This is a genomic window from Streptococcus sanguinis (genome assembly GCF_019929145.1).
Taxonomy (GTDB): Bacteria; Bacillota; Bacilli; order Lactobacillales; family Streptococcaceae; genus Streptococcus; species Streptococcus sanguinis_U.
In genome coordinates this window covers 85,547-111,128 of record NZ_JAHZOW010000002.1, presented here as the reverse complement: position 1 = coordinate 111,128, position 25,582 = coordinate 85,547, and the positions used below count along the sequence as shown (strand labels likewise).

The following is a 25,582-nucleotide window of genomic DNA, read 5'->3' as shown; positions in this document are numbered from 1 at the left end:
ATCTCCTTCTCTCTGCTAGATTAGAGTCAGCTTGATATCCGCAGCTTTCAAGCGCTCAACAGCCTCTTTAGGAATCGCTTTGTCAGTCACCACTTGGGCAATCTGCTTGAAGCCGAATCTCTTAACCGTACCTTTTTTGGTGAACTTGCTTGAATCCGTCAAAACAATCATCTGGTCAGATGCCTCTGACATATACTGTACAACCTCACTCCGCATCAGGTCCTTGCCTGTAAAGCCTAGATTTTCATCATAGCCATCTGTTCCGACAAAAGCATGTTCTACGTGGAAAAAGCGAATCATTTCCTTGAGAAGAGGCCCTACTGTCACCTGCGAATCTTTCTGAAATTCTCCACCCAGCAAGATAATTTTACAAGAATCAGCTTGCTTTATATAATCCGCAATAAAATAAGAATTGGTAATAATCTTGACATTCTTCTTCGTTCGGCAGATTTCCTCAGCTAGTAAGGCACAGGTAGATCCAGATTCAATCATAATGGTTTCATTATCCTGAACGATTTTTGCTGCTTCCTGGGCAATCCGGCGTTTTGTATCATAATGAAAGGAAAGTCTGACATTCAGATCATCGCCGCTATTTAAAACAGCATAGCCATGCTCTCTGCGCAGCAGACCTTTGGTTTCCAGCTTATCCAAGTCCTTGCGAATCGTTACTTTGGACACTTTTAAGCGGTCAGATAAAGTATTGACATCGATTCGTTCAAATTCAGATACTAATTTAACAATTTCATCTAAACGTTCCATTCTATCACCTCTGCTATTATTGTAACAAAAGACGCCTTAAAAATAAAATAAAAATAACTTTCATTCGTAATTGTTTTTCTTTCTAAAATAAGTTATAATGATTGTATCCAAAGGAGGTCTGAGTATGGAAACAACAAAAGGAATTATTTTCAACATCCAACATTTCAGTATTCATGATGGACCAGGGATTCGTACAACGGTTTTCCTCAAGGGCTGTCCTCTACGCTGCCCTTGGTGCTCTAATCCAGAATCACAGCAACTCAGGCCCGAGCCTATGCTGGATGCGACTACCAAAAAAAGCATCACTATGGGGGAAGAAAGAAGCGTTGAGGAGATTATCGACGAAGTCCTAAAGGACAGAGATTTTTATGAAGAATCTGGCGGTGGCCTAACCTTATCTGGCGGAGAGATTTTCGCTCAGTTTGAATTTGCCAAGGCCATTCTCAAAGCCGCTAAGGACAAAGGGATTCATACCGCTATCGAAACAACTGCCTTTGTAGAACACGAAAAATTCGTGGATCTCATCCAATACGTTGATTTTATCTATACAGACCTGAAGCATTATAACTCTGTCAACCACCGCAAGGTGACTGGAGTAAAAAACGAATTGATTGTTCAGAATATCCACTACGCCTTTACTCATCAAAAAACAATTGTTCTGCGTATCCCTGTCATTCCAGATTTTAACGACTCTTTGGAGGATGCGGAGCAGTTTGCGACTCTCTTCAATGACCTATCCATCGATCAAGTCCAGCTGCTGCCTTTCCATCAATTTGGCGAAAATAAATACAAATTACTCGGCCGAAAGTATGCCATGGAAGATGTCAAGGCCTTACACCCTGAAGACTTATTTGAATACCAAGGTGTCTTTTTGAAGCATGACATTAATTGTTATTTTTAGTCTTCAATTTTTAAAACACTAAAAAACAAGCCACGCTTTCAGCCCTATGGTTGAAAGGTAGCTTGTTTTATTTATTCTCCAAATAGTTTGAGTTTGCTTTCAATTTCCTGATAGACCAGACTGGACTGCATACCGACGGCTGCAGCGCTGTCGCGACAATACTGGAGCAGGAAGGTGTAGTACTTGTAGTAGAAGCTCAGGTCATAGCCCAGCTTACCTAGAATGGCTAGCTGCTCCTCAAAACCTACAATCAAGTCTCGGAACCACTGCTCATTCCAAGTCATGGAGATGCTATTTGGACGTAAGCGATAGTAATAGAGCGGTTCATTGAGGTAGATAATCTTCTCTGACTGAAGGTAAAGCTTATAAGTCGTGGAGGCATCTTCAGCCACTCGGCCGACTGGATAGCGCACTGTATCAAAGAGCTTACGCTTATAGAGCTTGGCCCAGGCACAGAGAAAGACACCGTCTAGCATGCGCCGTCTAGGATACTCCTCAATTATCTCTTCTCGCGTATAGAGGGTTTCAAAATGCTCTGTCGAATAGTAGAGGAAGGCTGAATCCTCTGCACGAAAGCTACAGTGGTGACCAATGACAATATCCGCATCGTACTCCTTGAGCTTTTCATAAAGGCGGGTAACATGCTGCTCAGGCAGCCAGTCATCCGAATCCACAAAAATCAAATAGTCTGCACTAGAGTGCTCAATCCCTGTGTTGCGGGCACCGGACAAGCCTTGATTTTCCTGATGAATAAGACGAATCCTCGCATCCTGATCAGCCAGCTCTTGGCAAATCTGGCCAGAAGCATCTGTTGAACCATCATTGACTAGAATAATTTCCAGATTTTGATAGGTCTGACGACAGACGCTATTCACACATTCTGCTAAATACTGCTCAACATTGTAAACAGGGATGATAACACTGATTAATTCCTGAGACATGATAACTCCTATTCTTTTCCTGTCTTTTTATTATACATGATTTTTTAGGTTTGTGAGGTGTTTTTGGAAAATAAGTTTTTAAAGGATAGCTTTCTATTTTTAGACATATTTTAATCTATTGTTCAATTGCTGTGTTTTTACACTTATAAAAATCTTCCGTCCATTATTTTGTGCTATACTCAAAATAGGGATTTTAAGGGAGATTAGGAAATGTTTGGATTCTTTTTCGTTGCATTTGTGGCTGTCTTTGGCATCGTCTTTTTTATCAGTTATAAGCTACTCGAAGACAGGGAAGATACGGACTCGGATTGGTCGTCCAGCCAAAGCCCAGAGCCTGACTATTTCCAGCAAACCCAGACTGCCCCTTGGGAACTCAAATATAACAAGGGAAAACAGGGAGAGTACCAGCTTGGTCAGGTCTTGAATCAACTCTATGGCTATAAAAAGATTTTGTACAATCTCTACATCTTCAAAGAAGATGGCACTACCACTGAGATTGATGCTTTGCTGATTCATCCATCTGGGATTTACATTTTTGAGTCCAAAAACTACAAGGGCTGGATCTTCGGCTCAGAAAACCAGCAATACTGGACTCAGGTTCTTTCCGGTGGCCGCGGAAAATCCTACAAACATTCTTTTTTCAATCCCATTATTCAAAATAAGGTTCATCTCAAATGGCTCAGCTACTATCTCAACCAATACACGCCAAATCTATATTCCTATATCGTCTTTGGCAATGACTGTCAGCTTAAGGAAATCCATCTAAACAGTGACAGACATAAGGTTATTCAGACCTGGCAAGTGATTGGGGCAATTGACCGACAGGCCTGCCAAAGTCAAGTCTACCTGTCGCCTGAGCAGATTGACGACCTCTATCGTATGCTCCTGCCCTTGACCAAGCGAAAGCAGGTCGTCAAAGAGCGCCATATTAACAGCATTGCTCAGAATAAACAACGTAGAGAAGCAGAAAAGATCTGCCCCCGCTGCCAGCATAAATTGGTGCTCCGTACAGCAGCCAAAGGATCTAATGCCGGTCAGCAATTTTGGGGCTGCTCCAACTTTCCAAGATGCAGCTTTACTCAAAAATACCAAGAACCTGTCTGCAGTCCACTTGCAGATCAGGTTGTGCAAGTACCTAATTTCGAACAGCCTGTCGTGCAAAACCTAAACCAAACACAAAGCAACAGCTAGAAACTGCTGTTGCTTTTTTGTAGATTATCTTTCCTCTAGCTCGCAAAACTAAGATTTTTTCTTCAAGCCAAGGAAGCCAGCTCCCAGCCCTAAGAGTCCGAGTCCAAGCAGATTGGTCAATAGACTGCTTTGGCTGCCGGTCTTAGGTAGTTGTTTGGAAGAAGCTTGTTGAAGAATTGGCTCTTGAGACGATGCTTGAGGGTCCGTCTGGCCGTTTGCTTTGTAGGTTAGATTTTCCACCTGGCTACTCTTTGAATCAGGACTTGCAGGAGTTTGCTGCTGGGCTTGATTTTGAGAGGCCTGCTCCATATCGGCCAACGGTACGATACTCTTCATAAACTCATCTTGTGAAATGGCCCTTTCTTCAACTGCATCTTGAATACCAGTGAGGCTGACAAAATAGTAACGAGCCCAATCCTTGGTCAGTCGCTGAATACCAGCCAGACCAGCTCCTGGATACCAGAGCGGCTTACTCACTTCTTCAGCAAACTTCCAGTCACCGCCAACTTGAATACCAAGCTTGGCATCTGGATCAGATTTTTCAGAAATACGAGCTTCTACGGAAACTAAAACAGCCCGAATGGTTTGAGGATTTGGAATATCACGGGCTTGATCAGAGCCCCAGTGGGCAACCCGATCCTGCTTAGGTAATACCTCAATAGCTGTACCCCCGCCAGCCAAGGCTTCCTGCCGGGCATCTCCTACGTTGCTGGACATATTCCCCTTGAATTGAGAAACCCATTGAACTCCTTGAGGGTGATCCACAATTTTCTCCCAGACATTGGAATCTTTCCGGAGCACGAAAGCCTGCATGTTACGAATATCCGCCCAAGCATTGCTGACCTTATTGTCCGTCATTTCCATCACAACGCCCCAAGGATCAAATTCATTCATCCATTTGCCACGTTCCTTGTCAAAGACAGCCTGTGCTTCTTCGTCGGTCATCCCTTCGCCTTTATAAGCTAGGTAGTACCAATCAGCTGCTGGGTCATAAGTCGGACGGCCGCCTAACACGACGGCTCCGCCATTAAATTGGCCAGGACCGCCATTAGGACCGCGCTTTTGACGCTCCCCATTTTCTTCAACGACATTTTCCTCCGACCAAACCCAGACATCCCCTTGATTGGCTCCCATCTGAACAATGGCGCGTTGCTTCTGCTCATCAGACATGACCTGACTGGCTGGCAACTCGCTGGCAGCTGATTCGGTCTGATTTGCAGGAACTGCTTGGGGTTCAGTTGAAGCTGGATTTTCAGCCTCAGGACTTGCTTGCGCTGCTGGAGATGCCGGCGTTTCAGCTACTGCGGCAGGGGCAGGCGCAACATCTTCTGCTTCCACTCTTGAGATACTCGTCAAAGCTGCTAAGGACAAGAGGGAAGCACATAGCAGCAAGCTGCTCCCATACTTGGCAGCAGAAGCAGATTTTGCTAGGCCTTGCCAAGAAAACTTATTATTCATATCATTCTCCTTTCATAAGACACAGAGTCACGCTTAATCAATGAAGTATGCAGACTGATTCGCTGCTCTTAACCTTCATTGATTCTGAATAACAAATAATCTCCCTGCAAAAACAAGCTTAGGGCAGAGGATTCCCCGCGCTCTTGTATATCTTATACCAGTCAGCCCGAGAGAGCTCAATATCAAAAGCAGCCACCATTGAGTGAATTCGCTGTGGATTCATGGAGCCAACAATCGGCTGCATTTGTGCTGGATGACGCAAAATCCAGGCGAGAACTAAGGCTTCAAAAGCAACTTGATAGTCTGACGCAAAGGCATGCAGAGTTTCTGTAAGCTGAGCATATTTAGGATGCTCCATAAAGAGTCCCTGGTTCAAGTCGACCTGAAATGGTGACCAAGGCTGAATCGTGATATGATGCAATCGACAATAGTCCAGCACACTACCATCCCGAACGATTGCTAAAGGATTGAGCATATTGGCATTGAGCCCAGCATCCAGCATCGGAGTATGGGCTGGACCAAACTGCAGTTGGTTGGCAATCAAGGGCTGCTCCACACTCTTCTGAAGCAGCTCCATTTGATAAGGATTTTGATTGCTGACTCCGAAATAACGGACCTTCCCAGCTTGGTGTAGCTGTGAGAAAGCTTCAGCTACCTCTTCTGGCTCCACAAGAGCATCTGGCCGGTGCAGGAGGAGCACATCCAGATAGTCTGTCTGCAAACGCTCCAAGCTGTCTTCAACCGAGCTGATGATGTAATCCTTAGAAAAGTCAAAATGGTAGTTAGAGTGAACATCCCGCAGTCCGCACTTGGACTGGATGAGAACTCGGTCCCGGGGAATCTTAGCCGAGCGAAGAGCCTGCGCAAACTTGGCTTCAGATTGGCCACCAGCATAAACATCTGAGTGGTCAAATAAATTAATTCCCATTTCTACCGCTGTTTCAAGAACGGAAACGACCTTTTCGGGAGCATGCTCTGCCAGACGCATGCAACCCAAAACCAGCTGACTGGCTCCTTCCAGTTCATTCCCGACTGTCATATATTTCATCGCAGCACCTCATTTCTTATAGACTGGATGGTCAAGCAAGGTCAACTCTTCAATCTTGACATTTTCTGTTTCAAAGACGATAAACTCATTCTTTTCCTTGAGCAAGCCAGACGGCACATAGAGATAGTGAATCGGCCCTTCATTCCAGTAGCGGCCAAGGTTGAAGCCATTGACCGAAATACAGCCCTTCCCATACTTAGAGCAGTCAATGAAGGTGTCAGCGATATCATCCAACTCCGCTTCAAAGCGATAGAAGGTCGGTGCTTTGACACTTTCAGGTGGAGCTGAGTAGCAGTCTAGCTTGGCCAGCATTTCCTGGTCAAACTTGAGCGCATAATGCTTCCAGCCCTTGCGGAACTGGTGGTTAATCATGATACCGCCCTTGACTCCCTTGGATTGACTGGGTGCGCCTAGCTTGTAACCATAGTTGACCCGCCCCATATTTTCCACCAGCACATCAATCTGAATTCGCTCGGTGTCAGCTGAGAAGAGCATCTCATCACCGATTTCTTCCCGATACTGGGTAGCTAGGTGCTCCTGATTGACATAGAAATGGCAGCGGTCATGAGTCTCCAATGCCTTGAGCCTTTCCTCATGGTATTGATTTTTGATATCGGAACGATAGAGGATATAGCCGTGATTCTGCCCAATCTGCTCCATAGGCTGCGGATAATCCAGCAGAATTTCCTCTGTGATGTCCGCTGCAACATCCAGCAGATTTGCAGTCCCAAGCAGCGGAAAACTGCCATAGGCCTTAGCCTGTCGGCTAATAGGCTCCATCTGCTCAAGCTCTGGAAAGACCTCGTGGGTCACCCGCTGAACAGCGTAGTATTTCTCGGTCGGCTGCCCCCACTCAGTAATAGGAGCGTCAAAATCATAGGAAGTAATCTGCGGCAAATCCTTGGTCTTGCGTGCCGAACAGCCGCTGATAAAACCAAAATTGGTCCCACCTCTCAATAGGAAGAGGTTCATACTGCCCAGCTGCAGCATTTCTTTGACATCCTGGGCCAAATCTTCGGCTTCTCGCCGAACGATTTCCTCGCTCCAGCGGCTAAACCAGCCGTCCCAAAACTCAGTACACATAAGAGGCCATTTCTTGCCATAGCGCTCCATGAAAGCTCGTAGATTGTCTGTATTTTCTTTGGGTTGGGAGCCAAAATTCCCCGTCACAAAAATATCATCCTCAATCAAAGTTCCAGACTCCAAAGCCTCTATCCATGTCCCGTCAGAGGTAAAGAGGGGAACCGTAACGCCACGTACCTTCATCATCTGCGCAATGCTGCGCATGTAGGCCTTGTCCTCGGCGTAAGAACCGTATTCATTTTCCACCTGCATCATGAGGATAGGGCCGCCCTGATCACTTTGATAGGGCAGAAGCTTGGGAAAGAGCCAGTCATAAAAATGACTGACCTTTTCCAGAAACAGCGGATGATTGACCCGCAGGCGCATCGAAGGATATCTCAAGAGCCAGGCCGGCAGACCGCCAAAGTCAAACTCTGCACAGATATAAGGCGTCGGACGGACAATGAGATAAAGCCCCATCTCCTCAACCAACTTGAAGTATGCTTCAAAATCCAGCATGCCCTCTGCCTGAAACTGACCTTCTTGAGGCTCATGCAACGCCCAAGGAATATAGGTTTCTACCGTATTAAAGCCTAAAGCTTTAAGATTGTAAAGGGTATCTCGCCACTGGTCTGGATGAAGCCGAAAATACTGAATAGCTCCCGATAAAATCTTAAAAGGCTTGCCATCCAAGTAAAATTCTTCTTTAATTTCAAATTTTGCCATCTATCCAAGCTCCTCCTGTTTATCTGCCATCTTGACAAAGGGCAGATATATAGCGGTTGAAATAGCGATATTAACCAGCGAAAGAATAATTGCCCGCCAGTCGAAGGCTGTCGCAAAGAAACCGTAGAGAATCGGTGGCATGACCCAGGTGACGTTTTGAGTAACCGGCGCAACCAAGCCCATAGAGGTTGCAAAGTAGGCTACTGTCACCATGACCATTGGCGTCAGGACGTATGGAATAAACATAATTGGATTCAAAACGATTGGCAGACCGTACATGACCGGCTCACCGATGTTAAAGACCATTGGGAAAATTCCCAACTTGGCCACTTCGCGATAGTGCTTGTTACGAGATTGCCAGAGAATGGCAATGGCAACCCCAATCGCATCAAACCAGACAAAAGCACCGAAAGAATTATCCGTCCACATGTAAGGAATCGCATGCCCAGCCTGATAAGCTTCCAGATTGGCCAGCATGGTCACACCAAAGAGACTGGCCATAACCGGCGCCAGCACATTACCACCGTGCAGTCCGAAGAACCAGAAAATCTTATTGAGAAAGACAATGAGCAGTACAGCCCAGAAGCTTTGAGACAAGCTGAGAAGCGGTGCCTGCAAAATCTTGTAAATCCAGTCAATCAACAGCTCGCCTGTCACCAGATTAAAGAGGTAGGTCGCAATCCCCACGACATACATGGCAATCGCAGCCGGAATGATAGACAGGAATGGCTTCATGATAGCTGGCGGAACAGAATCTGGCAGTTTAATCGTCCAGTTACGATTCATGACCTTACAAAAGATGATGACAGATACAAAACCAATTAGAATAGCAGTAAAGTAGCCACGCGCACTAATCTGGTCACCTGGAATGACACTGTTAATCGTCACAGACAGGTTACTGCCGTCAAGTTTTAGCTCTGGAAGTTTTGAAATCGCCTTGCTCAGCCCTGGTGTTTTGCCAGCTAACTCAAAGGTTTTAGTAACTGAGCCACCAATGGTAATGATGTAGGAAGCCACAGCTACCAGACCAGCAGACACCTTATCAGTATTGTAAATCTTAGCGATATTGACACCGAAGGTAAAGAGGAACAAGAGGGTAACGATAGGAATACTGCCCTTAAATACCAGCCAGTTAATATCAATCAGCCACTGGAAGGTAGAGGAAATCCAAGTCCAGCCGAACTGTCCTGGCAAGTCAGATAGAAAGGCATTTACCATGAGGGCGAAAGAGCCCGTCATAATCACAGGCATGGTCCCAATAAAGGAATCCCGCAGGGCAACCAGAAATTTTTGGTTGCCGATTTTATTGGCAATAGGCATGAGACGCGCTTGCCATTTATCAACCAAACTACTCATCTGCATTTCTCCTATTCATCAAATTTTTTATGCAAATCAACAATCTCCTTTGCCAAATCAACAAAGGCGATACTGGTCATGAGATGATCCTGCCCATGCACCATAAATAAACTAAGTTCTGTCTTCTCTCCTTGTGCCTCCTTGCTCAGCATTTCAGCTTGAGCGTGATGGGCTTGCAGCAGGGCCTTCTGAGCCTGACTCAGCCTCTCCTGAGCTCGGTCAAAGTCCTGCTTTTTAGCTGCTGCAATGGCTTCGATAGCACAAGACTTGGCCTCTCCGCCATACATAATGAGGGTCATAGCGACCTCTAAGGAATCTTTATTTTCCATAAAAGCACCTACTTCATGAGCGACTCTGCCAAATCCAGAACCTTATCCCCCTTCATCATTCCGTAGTCCGTCATAGGAATGACATCGACCGGAATGCCTTTTGAAGCTAATTTTTCCTGTAAATCCTCCAACAGATAGCGGACCTGAGGTCCCAGCAACAGGACATCAACCTTTTTCTCGCTTAGATAGTCTTCTGCTTCTGACACTGGCACCGCAAATATCGTCGCAGCCAAGCCGCGCTCCTCTGCAGCTTTCTGCATTTTATTGACCATGAGACTGGTGCTCATCCCAGCCGCACAGACTAACATAATTTGTTTTGTTTCCATCAGCATCCTCCTTTATGAATCTGACCTAGCCTGCAACGACGCTTGCTATTTATTTTCAATATATAAACAAAAATCCAAAAACAGAATATTTTTCACTATGTTATTAATATTCTATAAACATTATAACTATTTTTCTGTACTATGTCAACGCTTACATTTGAGATTTTAAGCTTTTTTTGATAGTATAGCAGCAGAGGAAACAAGATGACACGAACTAGAAAACAAAACGAGCTAAGGGCAACTGTTCTGGATCAGCTCTACGCCAAACGACCGATTTCTCGGATTGACATTTCAAAAGAAACTCAAATCACACCAGCCACGACCGGCAGTATCATCAATGAACTGATCAAGGAAGGCTTGGTACTGGAGCTGGGTGAGCTCAATGATGAGAGCGTAGGCCGCAAGAAAACCCTGCTGGATATTGCGCCTCGTAGCCGCTACTATCTAGGCTTTGAGATTTCTGAAAAGCAGCTGGCCATAGTCATCGCTGACAATACCGGTGAGATTGCAGAAAGCAGCATTCGGATTTATCAGGTCGAGGTGACAGGCGGTCCGTCTGACCAGGAAATTATCCGGCTGATTCAAGATTTTCTGAAAAAGAATAGCCAATACTCCATCTCAGCGATTGCCCTCGGACTACCGGGACATGTGAATCTCTCTGAAAGTGATTTTATCATTTCTAAAAATCCCCACTGGGGACAGATTAACCTGCAGACTATTCAAGAAGCCTTTGACCTTCCTGTCTACTTTGCCAATAAGTCCCACTGTTTGACAATGGCTGAACGCCTCTTTAGCTATCATCCTACAGACAGTAATTTTATCGTCTATCATGTCGCTAGAGGTATTCATTGCTCCTACATGTACAAGGGCAGTATTTACAGTCAGGAAAATTATCTTATCGGGGAGGTGGGGCATACCGTCATCAATCCTGAAGGCGAGCGCTGTCCTTGCGGCAAGCACGGCTGCCTGCAGGTTTATGCCAGCGAGAGTGCTCTGATTGATAAAGCAGCTATCCTGTATCGGGCTTCCCAGACCTCGCTCTTAAAGACCCTTGTAGAGGATGCTAATGACATTGATTTGACAAGTTTGATGACTGCCTATCGCTTAGGAGACTTAGGCAGCATTGAGTTGATTCATACTGCCTGTCGCTACCTGGCCATTTCCATTTCCAACCTCTGCCAGCTTATTGATAGCGAAAGGATTTATCTGGACGGCCAGCTCTTTTCCTATCCGGTGATTGCCGAGCAGGTCCTGGCTCAGTTAGAGCAGGAAGTGCCTCTCTTTCCAAAGCAAAAACAAGCAGAGATTGTCATTATCCCCTATTCTAAATACAGCATTGCCCGCTCTGCAGTCAGCCTCTGTGTCTATCATGAATTTTTAGATAAAAAAGGAAACCTATAAAGGCCGAGACAAGAATCTCGGTCTTTTTTTTACAAAAAAAGAGACAGGCTTTCTAGGAGCTTCCCCCTAAAAAGTCTATCTCATTTTACTATCTATTAATCGAACGTGAAATCATGGAAATGGTGTGGCGCTGCCCTCTGAGAGCCTTGCTCATGGCAAAGATATTTTCCACCGGAGCCAGACAGCCGTAACCAGAATCCCCGATATGCTGGATATCTACACCGCAGATTTTGTTGCGGATAGCCATTTGCTTGACAATATCCTCATCAGCACTCTCCTGGCTGGTACCGATTGCACTCATAACCAGAGCCCCCTTTTGATGGGCCAGTCGGACAATCTGCTTCAAGTCCTGCTCATCAAAGCCCGGCACACTGCCGACTGCCGGTGCTAGGACAATATCAACACCAGCTTCGATAAATTGAGCGATTGCTTCCAGGTCTGCTACTGGCTCATCCACACCTGAAGCATGCATTTTGCCTGCAATCAGGAGGCCTGAAAAATTCTCCTTGACCACTCGAATGGTGTCAATAATGGCTTGATTGGTGACACCAGTTCCCGGATTACCCGTCAGGCAGATAAAGTCAACGCCCAACTCTTCTGCTCGCTGAATGGTCGCTAGACTAGCCTGACGCCCCTCATCGATGATTAGGCGTTCTCCTGCCATCTGGGCCTGACTGTCCACCGGCTCTAGATTGATACCGATAGGACGGCCCACTAAGCGGTGCAACTCCTCAACAAAATCTTCCTTGGCATCCAGACCAGCCACAAAAGGCTGGAAGATATCAATCCCATTCAGCAAAATCAAGTCAGCACCAAAAGACCGAGCAATCTCTGCATTGGTCACATCACCGATATAAGATTCTTTAAAAGCTACGTTTTCAGACAGGATAACACGGCCCTCACTGGCCTTGATGCTCTGTTTCAGCTCCGGCGCAGTCATACTTAAAATTTCTGAAGCATTTGAACTAATGAATCGTTTTACCATAAGAACATCTCTTTTCTTTATTATTCATTAATAAACACTTTGAAATCTATTCTATTTGGATATTTTGTTTGTTTTTTGTTATCAACTACAGTATAGCACAAGGTCATAGAAATGTAAACGCTTTATATATTCTTTGACAAAATAGCCTGCTTTCACAAACAAAAGCAGACTATTGAAATGCACTCGATTATTTTTGAACTGAGCAGGATGCGATAAGCGTTTTATCTCTGCATCACCAGATGACCACCCGCTCTTCTGGGCTCCGCCACATGCCGTCTCCTTCTTGCACATCAAAGGTCGTAAAGAAGTCGTCAAAGTTTGGCAGCTGAACATTCGTCCGAAGCTTGGCTGGTGCATGGACATCGACGCTTGCCAGGAGCTTCATATACTCTTCGCGTCCCTTCATTCGCCAGATGCGGGCAAAGTTGGTAAAGAATTCCTCAGCAGAGAAATCCGCTTCTTTCTTGGCTGCTTCTAGGGCTGCTGCAATGCCGCCCAGATCTGCCACGTTTTCTGAAACGGTCAGCTTGCCATTGACCTTAGCACCATAGGAATCCTGTCCTTCGAACTGATCAATGACCTTTTGAGTCCGCTCGGTAAAGGCTTGATAGTCGTGCTCCGTCCACCAATTATTAAGGCTGCCATTTTCATCAAAGGAAGCGCCGTTGGTATCAAAAGCATGAGAAATCTCATGGGCGATGACCGCTCCGATACCACCGTAATTGGCTGATGAGGATTGGTGCAGGTCATAGAAAGGCGCCTGCAGGATAGCCGCTGGAAAGACGATCAGATTCTTCTGTGGATTATAGTAGGCATTGACCATATGGGCTGGCATTCCCCATTCCTTGTAATCTACTGGTTGATTCCACTTGCTCCAGCTGTAAGCAATATCAATCTGGCTCAGCTTCTGAGCATTTTCAAAGAGAGTCAGATTTTCATCCACAACCTTGCGGGAATAGCGTTCAGGCAGCTCGTCAGGATAGCCAATATAAGGCTTGATGACATTGAGTTTGACAATAGCCTTGTCCCGAGTTTCTGGTGTCAGCCAGTCATTCTGGGCCAGGCGATTTTTGTAAACTTCAATCATCGTCGCCACTTTTTGCTCCACATCAGCCTTGGCTTCTGGCGAGAACTTCTGACCGGCATACCAGAGACCGACAGCTTGATTAAAGGGACCTTGGGCTAGGTAAAAGGCTGCTTTTTTCTTGTCCTGAGCCTGAGGAGTCCCTGATAGAGCACGATGATAAGCTCCTGCCAAGACACGGATGTCATCCGTTAGATAAGGTGTCGTATTGCGGACCGCAGAGAGAATCAGCAGAGCATGGAGTTTGTCCCAGTTAGCGGCTGTATAGATATCCTTAGCTGCCTGCCAAAAACGCTCTTCTGGCACAATGACTTGGTCGGGTTCTTGACCGATTAACTTGGTGAAAATATCCGCCAGAGGCAACTCTGGTACCAAGGCTTTGAAATCATCCCACTTATAAGGATGATAGAGCTTAGCATACTCAGAGCTTTCTTCACTAGACAGAACATACTGAGCAAAAACAGAATCCAGCTCCAATACCTTATCCAAAAGATCCTTGATTTCCTCTTCAGCAAAGTCAAATTTTGCTAGCAAATCTTCCTGAGCCTTGCGCCATTTTGCAAGAAGATCCGCCTTCTGCGGATGGTCCTCAGCATAGTAGGTCGTATCTGGCAAAATTGTTCCCGGTCCGTCTGCCCAGAGGACATTGATACGAGCGTCCATAAAGTCAGGTGCCACACCAAAGGGGAAATAAGTCGGCTTGCCAGCCAGTTCAAAATCAGCAATCTTAGAAGCATAGTCTTCAAAAGACGCTAGATTGCGAATTTCATCAATGTAAGCACGCGCAGGCTCAATCCCTGCCGCTTCCCTTTTGTCATAATCCGCTGCTAGGCGATGGTAAGCAACAAAGTTCTGCAAAATAGCATCTTCTGGCACTCCATCGCCAGCCAGCCATTTGTCTGTCGTGGCAAGCATAAGATCTTCAATCTCATCAGCCAGATCCATGAAGCCGCCCGTCACTGGCTTATCATCAGGAATAGCCGCCGTCTTAGCCCACTCGCCATTAACCGCATCATAGAAATCATCTTGTAGTCGTGTCATCTTCTTCTCACTTTCATGCTTTTGATATAACCTTATCAAAATCCACTTCTTTTTTCAAACATTTCTTATATTAATTTTAAAAATTTACTAAAAATTAACTTGACTTAATTTTTGTTTTAATGTATATTAAGATCATAGAGGTGTATGAGATGATTACGATTAAAGATTTGACTGTCAGCTATCAGGATACGCTGGCTCTTGAGCCCCTTTCATTAACCATTAAGGAGCCAACCATTACCGGGATTATTGGTCCTAACGGAGCCGGAAAATCCACCCTGCTCAAGGGTATGCTAGGGATTATTGACCACCAAGGCCAGACTCTGCTGGAGCAAAAGCCACTGCAGAACTCTCTCCAACGGGTTGCCTATGTGGAGCAAAAGATCAATATTGATTATCATTTTCCTATCAAAGTCAAAGAGTGTGTCTCTTTGGGGCTTTACCCTCAGCTCAAGCTTTTTCAGGGGCTAAAGAGTTCCCATTGGAACAAGGTGGCTGAGGCATTGAAAATTGTCGGTTTAGAAGACTTGGCAGAGCGTCAGATTAGCCAGCTGTCCGGCGGCCAATTCCAGCGAGTCTTGATTGCTCGCTGCTTGGTTCAAGAGGCGGATTGCATCTTTTTGGACGAGCCCTTCGTCGGAATTGACTCTGTCAGCGAAGAGATTATCATGGCTACGCTGCGGAGTCTCAAAGCTGCAGGCAAGATCATCCTGATTGTCCATCATGACCTGAGCAAAGTTGTTGATTATTTCGATCAGGTCATCCTGCTCAATCGTAAGCTGATTGCCTTCGGTCCTACTGAGACCAGCTTTACCAAGAACAATATGAAAAAGACTTACGGCTCCCAGCTCTTTATGAATGGAGGTGCCTAGAATGATTTTAGAATTTTTCCAAGGGCTGCGGGACTTTCACTTTCTGCAAAACGCCCTCATTACAGCCATCGTCATTGGGATTGTTGCTGGAGCTGTCGGCTGCTTTATCATTCTGCGCGGCATGTCGCTCATGGGGGACGCTATCTCTCATGCGGTTCTGCCCGGTGTGGCCCTGTCCTACATTTTAGGGATTAATTTCTTTATCGGAGCCATCACCTTCGGACTTTTGGCCTCGATTATTATCACCTACATCAAGGGCAATTCCATTATCAAAAGCGATACGGCCATTGGGATTACCTTTTCTTCCTTTCTAGCTCTGGGTGTGATCCTAATCGGCGTTGCCAATAGCTCCACTGACCTCTTTCATATTCTCTTTGGGAATATTTTGGCCGTACAGGACATTGATATGTGGATCAGTATTGGAGTCGGAATAGCTGTGCTCTTAATCATCATCCTCTTTTTCAAACAGCTTTTGATTACTTCCTTTGACCCCCTGCTGGCTCAGGCCATGGGCATGCCAGTCAGCTTCTATCACTATCTGCTGATGATTCTCTTGACCTTGGTCTCTGTGACAGCCATGCAGAGCGTGGGAACCATTCTGATTGTCGCTCTCTTGATTACGCCAGCAGCAACGGCCTACCTCTATGCCAACAGTCTGAAAACCATGATTCTGCTGTCCTCAGGACTGGGCGCTCTAGCTTCTGTACTAGGACTCTTTATCGGCTACAGCTTTAATGTCGCTGCAGGATCCAGCATTGTCCTGACCTCGGCCCTCATCTTTCTCATCTCTTTCTTTATTGCACCTAAGCAACGCTATTTAAAACTTAAAAACCGACCTAAACTAAAATAAAATTTGATGGAGGAATCCCATGAAAAAATTAGGTTTTTTATCCCTGCTTTTGCTAGCAGTCTGCACTCTCTTTGCCTGCTCCGGTCAGAAGAAGGCATCCAGTGACTCGTCCAAGCTCAAGGTTGTTGCGACCAACTCAATTATCGCTGATATTACCAAAAATATAGCTGGCGATAAGATTGACCTGCACAGCATTGTACCAGTCGGCAAAGACCCCCACGAATACGAGCCCCTGCCTGAGGATGTCAAAAAGACTTCTCAAGCAGACCTCATCTTCTACAACGGTATCAACCTAGAAACCGGCGGCAATGCTTGGTTCACCAAGTTGGTCAAAAATGCCAATAAGGAAGAAAACAAGGACTACTATGCTGTCAGCGATGGCGTTGACGTCATTTACCTTGAAGGGCAAAGTGAAAAGGGCAAAGAAGACCCTCATGCTTGGCTCAACTTGGAAAACGGTATTATCTATGCGCAAAACATTGCCAAGCGTTTGATTGAAAAAGACCCTAACAATAAGGCTACTTACGAGAAAAATCTCAAAGCCTATGTGGAAAAACTGACCGCTTTGGATAAGGAAGCCAAGGAGAAATTCAACAATATCCCAGAAGAAAAGAAAATGATTGTGACTAGCGAAGGCTGCTTCAAGTACTTCTCTAAAGCCTACAATGTACCATCAGCCTACATTTGGGAAATCAATACCGAAGAAGAAGGAACTCCAGACCAAATCAAAAGCTTGGTTGAAAAACTACGCAAGACCAAAGTGCCATCTCTCTTTGTCGAATCAAGTGTGGACGACCGTCCAATGAAGACTGTTTCTAAAGACACCAACATCCCAATCCACGCTAAAATCTTCACTGATTCAATCGCTGATCAAGGCGAAGAAGGAGATAGCTACTACAGCATGATGAAATACAATCTGGATAAAATTTCTGAAGGATTGGCCAAATAACGATAAAAGGTTAGGAAGACAAAATCCTAACCTCTTTATTTTTGGAGAAGGAGCTTCACATGGAGTCGCTATCAAATTTCCAGTCAAATTATTCGAAAAAAATCACTATTCGCTGTACAATGAAGCTATCAAACAAGAATGGAGACTTCCTATGACAACTTTTCTCGGAAATCCTGTAACCTTTACTGGAAAGCAACTGCAAGTCGGCGAAACAGCCCACGATTTTAGCTTGACAGCCACTGATCTTTCAAAGAAAACTCTGGCTGACTTTGCTGGCAAAAAGAAAGTCCTGAGTATCATCCCATCTATCGATACTGGTGTCTGTTCAACTCAGACTCGTCGTTTTAACCAAGAACTCTCTGACTTGGACAATACCGTTGTTATCACGGTTTCAGTTGATTTGCCTTTTGCTCAAGGCAAGTGGTGTGCTGCTGAAGGCATTGAGAATGCTGTCATGCTCTCTGACTACTTCGATCATTCTTTCGGCCGTGACTATGCTGTCCTCATCAATGAATGGCACCTTTTGGCTCGCGCAGTTCTAGTTCTGGATGAAAATAACACTGTGACCTACGCTGAATATGTCGACAATATCAATACCGAGCCTGACTTCGAAGCAGCTATCGCCGCAGTTAAGAGCTTGTAAGAGATAAAAATACGGATTTGCTAGTCCGTATTTTTTTGTACAAAAAACTTCTGCCAAAACTGACGGAACCAAGCCCAAGAACGCAAGAGAAAGGATGGTCGATTCAGTAATTTCTTGAACCGAGCAATCTCTGCCTTTACCTGTTTATAAGCACTCCGCCCCTTTCGAGCATAAGGGCTCTTAGCCGAACGATAGCCCAGCGGACCACGATTATTCTGAGGTGATTTGAACTTGCGGCCACCATTTTCAATGCCAAGCCTGCGAAAGCGAGGATCCCAAACTGCAGGCGTTTTGACATCATAGCGAGTATGAGAAGCCTGATTGCCCGGCCGGTTATGCTCACCATAGTTAAAGCTGGCGCCATTCACAATACCATTTTGGCTAGCCCTCTCTGGATCGATAATATTGAGAAAACGACCTGTCTGATCCAAAATAAACTCTGTATGAAAATCAATCAGGATTTTTATATTAGCCTGACTTGCTTGACCATCCGGATAGATAGCTTGCTCTGACCTCTTATCAATATGGGCTTTATTGTGCAAGCGAGAGGATTCTTGAAAGCTATAAGGCAGCGCAGACCAATCCTTTAGATAGGAGGCCAAGGCTTCTGCATCTGTCATACCAGTCTGACGGTAGTGATCTCTGACCCACTGGGCCTGCTGGCAGGAAATGACATAGCGAAACTGATGTAGCTGTCTTTTAAGCTTTTGATTGCCATCCCTTTGGCTGAAATCATCTGCTGGAAAAGCCTGGCGCAAGGTCCTTGAGAAAATTTTCCAAAAGCCATCATGAGGTGTTAGGTTTGGAGCAATCCGAGCCAGTAAAAGATCCGTCTCTGCCTTATCTCCACTCAGCTCCTCAGGCATATTAACAAGATTCATAGCCAGAACCAGCAGCTCCTGAGCTCCTAACCTGCTGTTCTGAGCATCCTCAGCCAGCCAAAGATCTTGAAAAAAGGGACTGCCAAAAAGCTGAGCCTCCTGCAGGTAATATCCTTCTTCTGGCACTGTTTTCCCTTGCACACTAATCTCTGCAAAAACTTGTTCCAGTGCTACCTGAGACCAGCCGATTGATTGCAATTGCTGAAAGAGATGTTCTTTCCCTTCTTTCGGATACATGGCTTCCCTCCTTTCTGTTAGCTCTAATAGTTCAAAACTGTAGGGATTATAATAAAAAATCTAATCTACATAGAACAATTAGATTTTATCACAAACTCACATGATAGCAAAGAACAAAATATGAACCCTTGGAGTGCTAACAATAAAGATGTTCTTAACAAATTACTCAATAAATAAAGAGAAGACCAAACCGGTCCTCTCTCAGTATGAGTTTTGTTTAAATGAGCTGTTCCAACTTTGATTTTGCTACAATTCATCTAGAATTCGATTTTATCAATAAATGCTCTTAAGCTTTACGACGTTTTGCAAAAGCCAGTCCCAGCATAGAGAGCAATCCCAATCCTGCAAGCGCTAGAGAAGATTCAGCAGATCCTGTTTTTGGAAGAGCTGCTGGAGCCTGATAGGTCTGAACTGGTTTCTTTCCGTTCTTCACTCCTGTTGTAGTGACTTTCAGAACCTTTCGCTCATTCTTAGAAACGAGGTTGGTTGGGTCGTCTGTCTCAAGGGCTGCAAGAGCTGCTTTCAAAGCTTCAAGTTTGGCATTTTCGACTCTATAGGTTTCTTCCTTACTTGCCAAGTTTGCTTTAGCATCATTGAGAGACGCTTCTGCTTCTTTTAGAAGAGCAGGGGCGTTTTGCAAGCGAGTAACATAGTCTTTAGCAGCTTGAACAGCGCGTTGAGCCTCTTCCAGAGCTGTAGCCGCAGCAGTTGCCTTTTCTTGAGCGGTCGCTGTAGCTGCTTTCAATTCAGCAAGCTTGGCATTAGCTTCCTCAGCTGTTTTTTGCGCAGTTGCTTGGGCTGCTTCTTTTTCTTTCAAGCTTGCTTGAGCTTTAGCTAAAACTGCAAGCTTAGCCTTGGTTTCTTCAGAAGCCGAATTCTTGCTATTTTCGAGTTCAGCTTGGTAAGTACGTTCCGCCTTGGCCAACTTGTCCTTAGCAGTTTTCACAACCTCACGCAGTAATGGTGCTGTCTCCTGCTTATTCTGAGCATTTGTCAACGTACGTTGAGCAGCGTCCAACTTAGCTTGTGAAGCCGCCAAATCTTTACGAGCAGCGTCTGCCTCTTGATTATTGGGATTTGGATTGATCAAAGCTGGCGTAATTTTGGAAGGGTCGACGATATCCCAAGTCCCAAAAACAACAAATTGAATTCGGTTAAATTTACCATTGTTGCTAAAACCAACTCCCATATATGCAACTTTATCATGTCCTATTTTGTATCCAACTACTTTTTGAGCCCAATCTAGCATTGTACCAAATCCATATCTAGTACTTTCCTTTATATCAAACAACTGAAATTTAACATTCTCATAAACTACTTTTTTCAAGTAATCAACAGATACATTCTCTTGATTATCTAGAACAGGATAATAATCAAACTGAGGAAATCTATGGTTTGTGTATCCAAACTGATCGAGTCCAAATTTAGCAACTGCATCAGTAGATTCAATTACACCAAGAGTTAAATCCCGTCCATTATTTTCATGCGAAACCAATGCATCTTCACGGCCAGCTCGGCTTAGAGCTGCTGCATAATCAATAGTATTTTGCGTTAGTTTGACTGGCCCTGTACCAGCCTGCTTACGAATTTGATTTAGCAAATCTTGTGCATAGTAGTTAATTTCCATCAGAACATCATTTGGAATGGCATTGATATTGACCATGCGTTGTGTATCTTTTGGATTACTAATGTAATTATTAATTAATTTTAATTTTGTAACTTCTTCTTTAAAAATTCTTTGTGCTTCAGGTGATCGTTTAATAGAATCGCTTTTAAGTGCATTTATATATGCTTGCGATAGGGTAAAGGTATTGTGTACTTGGTCCTGGGAAGAAAGTTTCGCTTCTTTTTCTTTGATTTCTGCTTGAGCTGCTTTAATGTCTGCTTGGGCTTGATCAATCGACGATTGTCGTTTCGCATCTTCGGATTCAGCTGTCTTCAACTGATCTTGGTAAGAAACCAGGTTCTTTTGTTCCTTGTCAAGCTCCTCCTTTGCCTTCGTTACCTTTTCGCTTACCAGTTTGTTGTCCACATCTTTTTGAGCTGTATTCACAGCATCTTGGGCTGCTTGGGTTTCAGTTTGTGCCTTAGCTGCTTGAGCTTGAGCATCCTGAGCTACAGCCGCCTGTGTGTTTTCTACTTTTTTAGCTGTATCAAGAGCTGCTTGGGCTTGCTTGGCCGCGTTTTCTGCTGGAGCAACTTTCTTCTCAGCTTCTGTCACAGCTGCTTGAGCTTCCGCAATTTTTTGTACACTTGTATCAGCATTATCTTTCTTGGCTGTTTCAACCTTAGTCTCAGCAGTCGCAACCTGTTCTTTGGCTTGGTCAACAGCCGCTTTCACTTGATTAACCTGCTCAGTTTGCTGTTTAAGAGCTTCTGGACTTGCAGATAGAGCCTTATCTTGGTTTGCAGGTGCATTTGCATCCACTGGAGTTGTATCTGCAGCAACAGTTTGAGCAAAGCCAGCACTAGCAAGAACTGCTGCACCTAGAATGACATGTTTTTGGATTTTTTTCATGGGTTTCCTCCTGATATGTTAACAGTATAATGAGAAAAACTTTGTTTGTCAAACTATTTACATGTTTTTTTGAGAACATTCATCGCAAATGTGTCCAAAAAACCTATGTGTCTGTCCAAAATCATAAAATGATTTTTACTCTTACTGACCTTGCCAATGATAAAGTCCTAACTGATTACAAACATACTAGTCATAGAAAGCAGAAAACCGCCCGTCAAGCAACGAGCGGTCTTCTTATTCACGAATTTCTTATCCTTTGATGGCAATAAAGGGTGAGCCTTCTGTATTATCCGTCGGATCGACACTCTTGACTCCAAAGAGATAGTCTACTGGATACCAGCCATTATTAGCTGCATTATAAGGGTCACGGACATAGGTTTTTCCATTGTCATAGCCCTTGAGAACCAGCTCATGAGTGACTGGATAATGGGCAAAGATGCTAGTACCAACGGCACCTAGGACATGATGCCCCTGCGAAAGCACTTCTTTAACCGCAGAAGCTGTAAACAGGGTCTCCGTCGTCAGATCCCAGTGCTGGGCAGCGCGAACAATACCACGGCTGCTGGTGCCAAATCCATCTTTATTAAATTCACTGGTATTATTATATAGGTAATCCGCAACAGTTGTCGGAAGCACTTCTGTCCCAGTAATCCCTGAAATAACCATAGCTAGCGTTGTCGGCACGCATCCTGTCGCATCCATGCTGTAAGGACCATACTTCCTGCCACCCCAGCGACCATCACGCTGTGAGTAGTACGGAGTATTGTAAACTGCTTTGGAGACCTGGGTCGTAGTAGCATCAACAGCGATGAGCTGACCATTGTCCTGCTTATAGTAAAGATGAATCTTGTACTCGCCAGTAGAAAGCTTATGGTCGCTAGCTCGGACTGTGATCTTATAGGTGCCATTCGCCTGCTTTTGAGCTAAATACCACTTGACATCATCCTGATCCTTATCTGTTGACCAAGTTGGCAGATAGACTGCTTGAATCCCTCCAGGATTGGATACATTTGTCACAACCACATCAAAAGTTCCTGTTCGCGCATTATTGTTTTGGATATTGATTTTTCCGGTCGCACGGATATTCTCAGGTGCTACAGAAACCATCAGCTTCTCGCCACCTGCACCTTGCATCTGGCCATCCTCATTCAGATAGTAAAGATGAACCTTGTACTCACCTACTGAAAACTTATGATCCTGAGCTCGGACATGTTTTTTATAGGTACCGTCAGCTTGGCGCTCAGCGATATACCACTGCACATCGTCTTGGTCATCCTTGCTGGACCAAGTCGGCAGGTAGACCGCCTTCAGACCATCCGGGGCGACAATATCTGACACGACTATATCAAATTCACCTGTCTGCGGATTGTTGTTCTGAATGGTGATCTTACCTTGAGGCTGCGCGCGAGTAACCTCTGTCTTAGCCGAACCTGCACCCTGCAGCTGGCCTGCATCATTCACGAAATAGAGGTGAACATTATACTCGCCCAAGGAGTTCTTATGATTGCGGTAGCTGACATGTTTGAAATAGGTCCCATCAGCTCGTCTTTCAGCAGTGTACCACTGCACGTCGTCTTGGTCGTTAGCGGTGGACCAGGTTGGAAGACTAACAGACTTCAGACCATCTGGGGCAACAATGTCAGAAACGACTATATCAAATTCGCCTGTCTGCGGATTATTATTCTGAATGGTGATTTTACCATGAGGCTGGGCGCGAGTAACTACCGTCTTAGCCGAGCCTGCACCCTGCAGCTGGCCTGCATCATTTACAAAATAGAGGTGCACATTATACTCACCTAGAGAGTTCTTGTGGTTGCGGTAGCTGACATGTTTGAAATAGGTCCCATCGGCTCGTCTTTCAGCGGTATACCACTGCACATCGTCTTGGTCGTTAGCGGTGGACCAGGTTGGAAGACTAACAGACTTCAGACCATCTGGGGCGACAATATCTGACACGACAATATCAAATTCGCCTGTCTGCGGATTGTTGTTCTGAATGGTGATTTTTCCCTGTGGCTGGGCGCGAGTAACTACCGTCTTAGCCGAACCTGCACCCTGCAGCTGTCCTGCATCATTCACAAAATAGAGGTGAACATTATACTCACCCAAGGAGTTCTTGTGGTTGCGGTAGCTGACATGTTTGAAATAGGTCCCATCAGCTCGTCTTTCAGCAGTGTACCACTGCACGTCGTCTTGGTCGTTAGCAGCTGACCAAGTCGGCAGATAGACCGCCTTCAGGCCATCTGGGGCGACAATATCGGATACGACAATATCAAATTCGCCTGTCTGCGGATTGTTGTTCTGAATGGTGATCTTGCCTTGAGGCTGCGCGCGAGTAACCACTGTCTTAGCCGAACCTGCTCCCTGTAGCTGACCTGCATCATTCACGAAATAAAGGTGAACATTGTAATCGCCCAAGGAGTTCTTATGATTGCGGTAACTGACATGTTTGAAATAGGTCCCATCAGCGCGTCTTTCAGCAGTGTACCACTGCACATCGTCTTGGTCGTTAGCAGCTGACCATGTCGGCAAGTAAACGGACTTCAGACCATCTGGGGCAATAATATCAGAAACGACAATATCAAATTCACCTGTCTGCGGATTGTTGTTCTGAATGGTAATCTTACCTTGAGGCTTTTTGACTTCTGCTGCTGCCAATGGACGCTCTGTAGCAGAAACTGCTTGCGCTAGCTGATTAGAAGCATCACTTTTTTCTGAGTTCTCAGCCACAGCAGGTTGATTTTCTGTCGAAGCTACAGTATCACTTTTCGGATGGGCATTTTCTACAGGATCTGATGAAGTAGGCCGATCACTGGTATCGGAAGACGTAGGTATCTGACTAGCGTCAGGAGTAGCAGCCTCCGGTGCTGGTGCAGCCTTATCCATACTTGACGGACTGGTTTCTGTTACAATCGGAGTTGTAGCTGTGCTAGCTTGGTTCTCCACAGCCTGGCTGACAGCGACACTATCAGCTGTCTGACTAGGTGCCAGCTGATCTGCCTGAGCCGCTCCACTTCCAAGAAAGGCCAGACCAGTCGCAATCGCTACCGAGACTGCTCCCAGACTGCATTTGCGAATGCCAAAACGAGTAAACTTCTCTGCTCGTGACGCCATCATTCGTCTTTTTTTCATAATAGGATTCTCCTTTTGAAAAAAAGTAAAAAGCAAGCCAATTTTCTGCAAACCAGCTAAAGAATTTTTACTTTTTATTTTTTAAATTGTACGCTTTGATTATATAATAATCGCAAAACGATTACAAGCGAATAAAGAAAAACTAAACATCAAAGAAAGGCTTAGACACTGTATTCTTACAGTGATTTTTGTTATACTAGTGATAGAAAGTTCAGCGAGGATGCAAGATGACCCCAAATAAAGAAGACTATCTCAAGTGTATCTATGAGATTGGCAGCCGCCACAAAAAAATCACCAATAAAGAAATCGCCCAGCTCATGCAGGTTTCACCTCCGGCTGTGACGGAAATGATGAAAAAAATGCTGGCGGAAGAACTTCTGGTCAAGGATAAAAAAGCCGGCTACCTGCTGACTGATTTGGGGCTAAGGCTAGTTTCTGACCTCTACCGCAAGCACCGGCTGATTGAAGTCTTTCTGGTCAACCATCTCGGCTACTCGACTGATGAAATCCATGAGGAAGCCGAAGTCCTAGAGCACACTGTTTCTGAGCGTTTCGTTGAGCGTCTGGATGCCATGCTCCAGTACCCCAAGACTTGTCCTCACGGAGGCACCATCCCAGCTAAGGGAGAGCTTCTGGACGAAGAAAACCAACTGACTCTGGAAGAGGCTTCTGTCCCTGGCGACTATATCATCAAACGCGTACACGACGACTTTGACTTGCTCAAATACTTGGAAAAATATAACCTGCAAATCGGCCAAACCATCACCTTCATCCAATACGATTCTTTCGCTCAGGCTTATCTCCTCAAGACAGAAACCCAAGAAATCCAAATCAATCCTATGATTGCCCAGCAGATTTATGTAGAAAAACTATAAACAGAACCCAGTTCGGACTT

At 45.1% G+C, this 25,582-nt stretch carries 21 protein-coding genes; 8 read left to right on the top strand and 13 right to left on the bottom strand.

The features are described from left to right. Positions 1-15: 15 nt before the first annotated feature. Entirely contained in the window at positions 16-759 is a 744-nt protein-coding gene (locus K1I94_RS06295) for a DeoR/GlpR family DNA-binding transcription regulator (RefSeq protein WP_223314777.1), read from the bottom strand. 124 nt (positions 760-883) lie between these two features. Here K1I94_RS06295 and K1I94_RS06290 point away from each other — a divergent pair, with 124 nt between their 5' ends. Then, positions 884-1,660 carry a glycyl-radical enzyme activating protein gene (locus tag K1I94_RS06290; protein ID WP_223314776.1) on the top strand — a complete coding sequence of 259 codons (777 nt, stop codon included), beginning with the start codon at positions 884-886 and terminating at the stop codon, positions 1,658-1,660. Positions 1,661-1,731: 71 nt separating this feature from the next. On the opposite strand, the gene K1I94_RS06285 is transcribed toward K1I94_RS06290, so the two are convergent. Beyond that, entirely contained in the window at positions 1,732-2,601 is an 870-nt protein-coding gene (locus tag K1I94_RS06285; RefSeq protein WP_223314775.1) for a glycosyltransferase family 2 protein, read from the bottom strand. A 210-nt stretch (positions 2,602-2,811) separates the two neighbouring features. Here K1I94_RS06285 and K1I94_RS06280 point away from each other — a divergent pair, with 210 nt between their 5' ends. Next, positions 2,812-3,792 (top strand): nuclease-related domain-containing protein, encoded by a 981-nt coding sequence (locus K1I94_RS06280; protein WP_223314774.1) that lies wholly within the window; start codon positions 2,812-2,814, stop codon positions 3,790-3,792. 48 nt (positions 3,793-3,840) lie between these two features. Here K1I94_RS06280 and K1I94_RS06275 read toward each other — a convergent pair whose 3' ends face one another. From K1I94_RS06275 to K1I94_RS06250, 6 genes are all read right to left on the bottom strand, one after another. Further along, positions 3,841-5,250, bottom strand: a complete 1,410-nt coding sequence (locus tag K1I94_RS06275) for an LPXTG cell wall anchor domain-containing protein (RefSeq protein ID WP_223314773.1) — start codon at positions 5,248-5,250, stop codon at positions 3,841-3,843. A 118-nt stretch (positions 5,251-5,368) separates the two neighbouring features. Next, entirely contained in the window at positions 5,369-6,298 is a 930-nt protein-coding gene (locus tag K1I94_RS06270; protein ID WP_223314772.1) for an aldo/keto reductase, read from the bottom strand. Positions 6,299-6,307: 9 nt separating this feature from the next. Next, on the bottom strand, positions 6,308-8,086 hold the full coding sequence (locus K1I94_RS06265; RefSeq protein ID WP_223314771.1) for a glycoside hydrolase family 35 protein: 1,779 nt from the start codon (positions 8,084-8,086) through the stop codon (positions 6,308-6,310). Then, positions 8,087-9,448, bottom strand: coding sequence for a PTS sugar transporter subunit IIC (locus K1I94_RS06260; protein ID WP_002896670.1), 1,362 nt, complete (start codon positions 9,446-9,448; stop codon positions 8,087-8,089). It abuts the gene before it with no gap. Between the two features lie 5 nt (positions 9,449-9,453). Continuing rightward, positions 9,454-9,771, bottom strand: coding sequence for a PTS lactose/cellobiose transporter subunit IIA (locus K1I94_RS06255; RefSeq protein ID WP_002898520.1), 318 nt, complete (start codon positions 9,769-9,771; stop codon positions 9,454-9,456). 8 nt (positions 9,772-9,779) lie between these two features. Next, the gene (locus tag K1I94_RS06250; protein ID WP_004188921.1) at positions 9,780-10,097 is read right to left on the bottom strand and encodes a PTS sugar transporter subunit IIB; all 318 of its coding nucleotides are present in this window, start codon (positions 10,095-10,097) and stop codon (positions 9,780-9,782) included. 204 nt (positions 10,098-10,301) lie between these two features. Between K1I94_RS06250 and K1I94_RS06245 the strand changes: the two genes are divergently transcribed. Continuing rightward, positions 10,302-11,498 carry an ROK family protein gene (locus tag K1I94_RS06245; RefSeq protein ID WP_223314770.1) on the top strand — a complete coding sequence of 399 codons (1,197 nt, stop codon included), beginning with the start codon at positions 10,302-10,304 and terminating at the stop codon, positions 11,496-11,498. An 88-nt stretch (positions 11,499-11,586) separates the two neighbouring features. On the opposite strand, the gene K1I94_RS06240 is transcribed toward K1I94_RS06245, so the two are convergent. Both K1I94_RS06240 and K1I94_RS06235 read right to left on the bottom strand, forming a co-directional pair. Then, entirely contained in the window at positions 11,587-12,483 is an 897-nt protein-coding gene (locus K1I94_RS06240; protein ID WP_002903651.1) for a DUF7916 family protein, read from the bottom strand. A 232-nt stretch (positions 12,484-12,715) separates the two neighbouring features. Next, on the bottom strand, positions 12,716-14,608 hold the full coding sequence (locus tag K1I94_RS06235; protein ID WP_223314769.1) for a M13 family metallopeptidase: 1,893 nt from the start codon (positions 14,606-14,608) through the stop codon (positions 12,716-12,718). Positions 14,609-14,757: 149 nt separating this feature from the next. Between K1I94_RS06235 and K1I94_RS06230 the strand changes: the two genes are divergently transcribed. From K1I94_RS06230 to tpx, 4 genes are all read left to right on the top strand, one after another. Continuing rightward, positions 14,758-15,477 (top strand): metal ABC transporter ATP-binding protein, encoded by a 720-nt coding sequence (locus tag K1I94_RS06230; protein WP_317627933.1) that lies wholly within the window; start codon positions 14,758-14,760, stop codon positions 15,475-15,477. Between the two features lies 1 nt (position 15,478). After that, positions 15,479-16,327: a metal ABC transporter permease gene (locus K1I94_RS06225; protein WP_032909605.1), complete on the top strand. Its 849-nt coding sequence runs from the start codon at positions 15,479-15,481 to the stop codon at positions 16,325-16,327. 19 nt (positions 16,328-16,346) lie between these two features. Continuing rightward, entirely contained in the window at positions 16,347-17,276 is a 930-nt protein-coding gene (gene ssaB / locus K1I94_RS06220) for a metal ABC transporter substrate-binding lipoprotein/adhesin SsaB (protein ID WP_223311918.1), read from the top strand. A 151-nt stretch (positions 17,277-17,427) separates the two neighbouring features. Beyond that, positions 17,428-17,919: a thiol peroxidase gene (gene tpx / locus K1I94_RS06215; RefSeq protein WP_061602621.1), complete on the top strand. Its 492-nt coding sequence runs from the start codon at positions 17,428-17,430 to the stop codon at positions 17,917-17,919. A 20-nt stretch (positions 17,920-17,939) separates the two neighbouring features. Here tpx and K1I94_RS06210 read toward each other — a convergent pair whose 3' ends face one another. The 3 genes from K1I94_RS06210 to K1I94_RS06200 all read right to left on the bottom strand — a co-directional run bounded on the left by K1I94_RS06210 (position 17,940) and on the right by K1I94_RS06200 (position 24,687). After that, positions 17,940-19,037 carry a DUF3114 domain-containing protein gene (locus tag K1I94_RS06210; RefSeq protein ID WP_002907383.1) on the bottom strand — a complete coding sequence of 366 codons (1,098 nt, stop codon included), beginning with the start codon at positions 19,035-19,037 and terminating at the stop codon, positions 17,940-17,942. 286 nt (positions 19,038-19,323) lie between these two features. Continuing rightward, entirely contained in the window at positions 19,324-21,555 is a 2,232-nt protein-coding gene (locus K1I94_RS06205) for an SEC10/PgrA surface exclusion domain-containing protein (protein WP_223314767.1), read from the bottom strand. Positions 21,556-21,804: 249 nt separating this feature from the next. After that, positions 21,805-24,687: a GBS Bsp-like repeat-containing protein gene (locus tag K1I94_RS06200; RefSeq protein ID WP_223314766.1), complete on the bottom strand. Its 2,883-nt coding sequence runs from the start codon at positions 24,685-24,687 to the stop codon at positions 21,805-21,807. A 227-nt stretch (positions 24,688-24,914) separates the two neighbouring features. Between K1I94_RS06200 and K1I94_RS06195 the strand changes: the two genes are divergently transcribed. Then, on the top strand, positions 24,915-25,562 hold the full coding sequence (locus tag K1I94_RS06195) for a metal-dependent transcriptional regulator (RefSeq protein WP_223314765.1): 648 nt from the start codon (positions 24,915-24,917) through the stop codon (positions 25,560-25,562). The last annotated feature ends 20 nt before the right edge of the window (positions 25,563-25,582 follow it).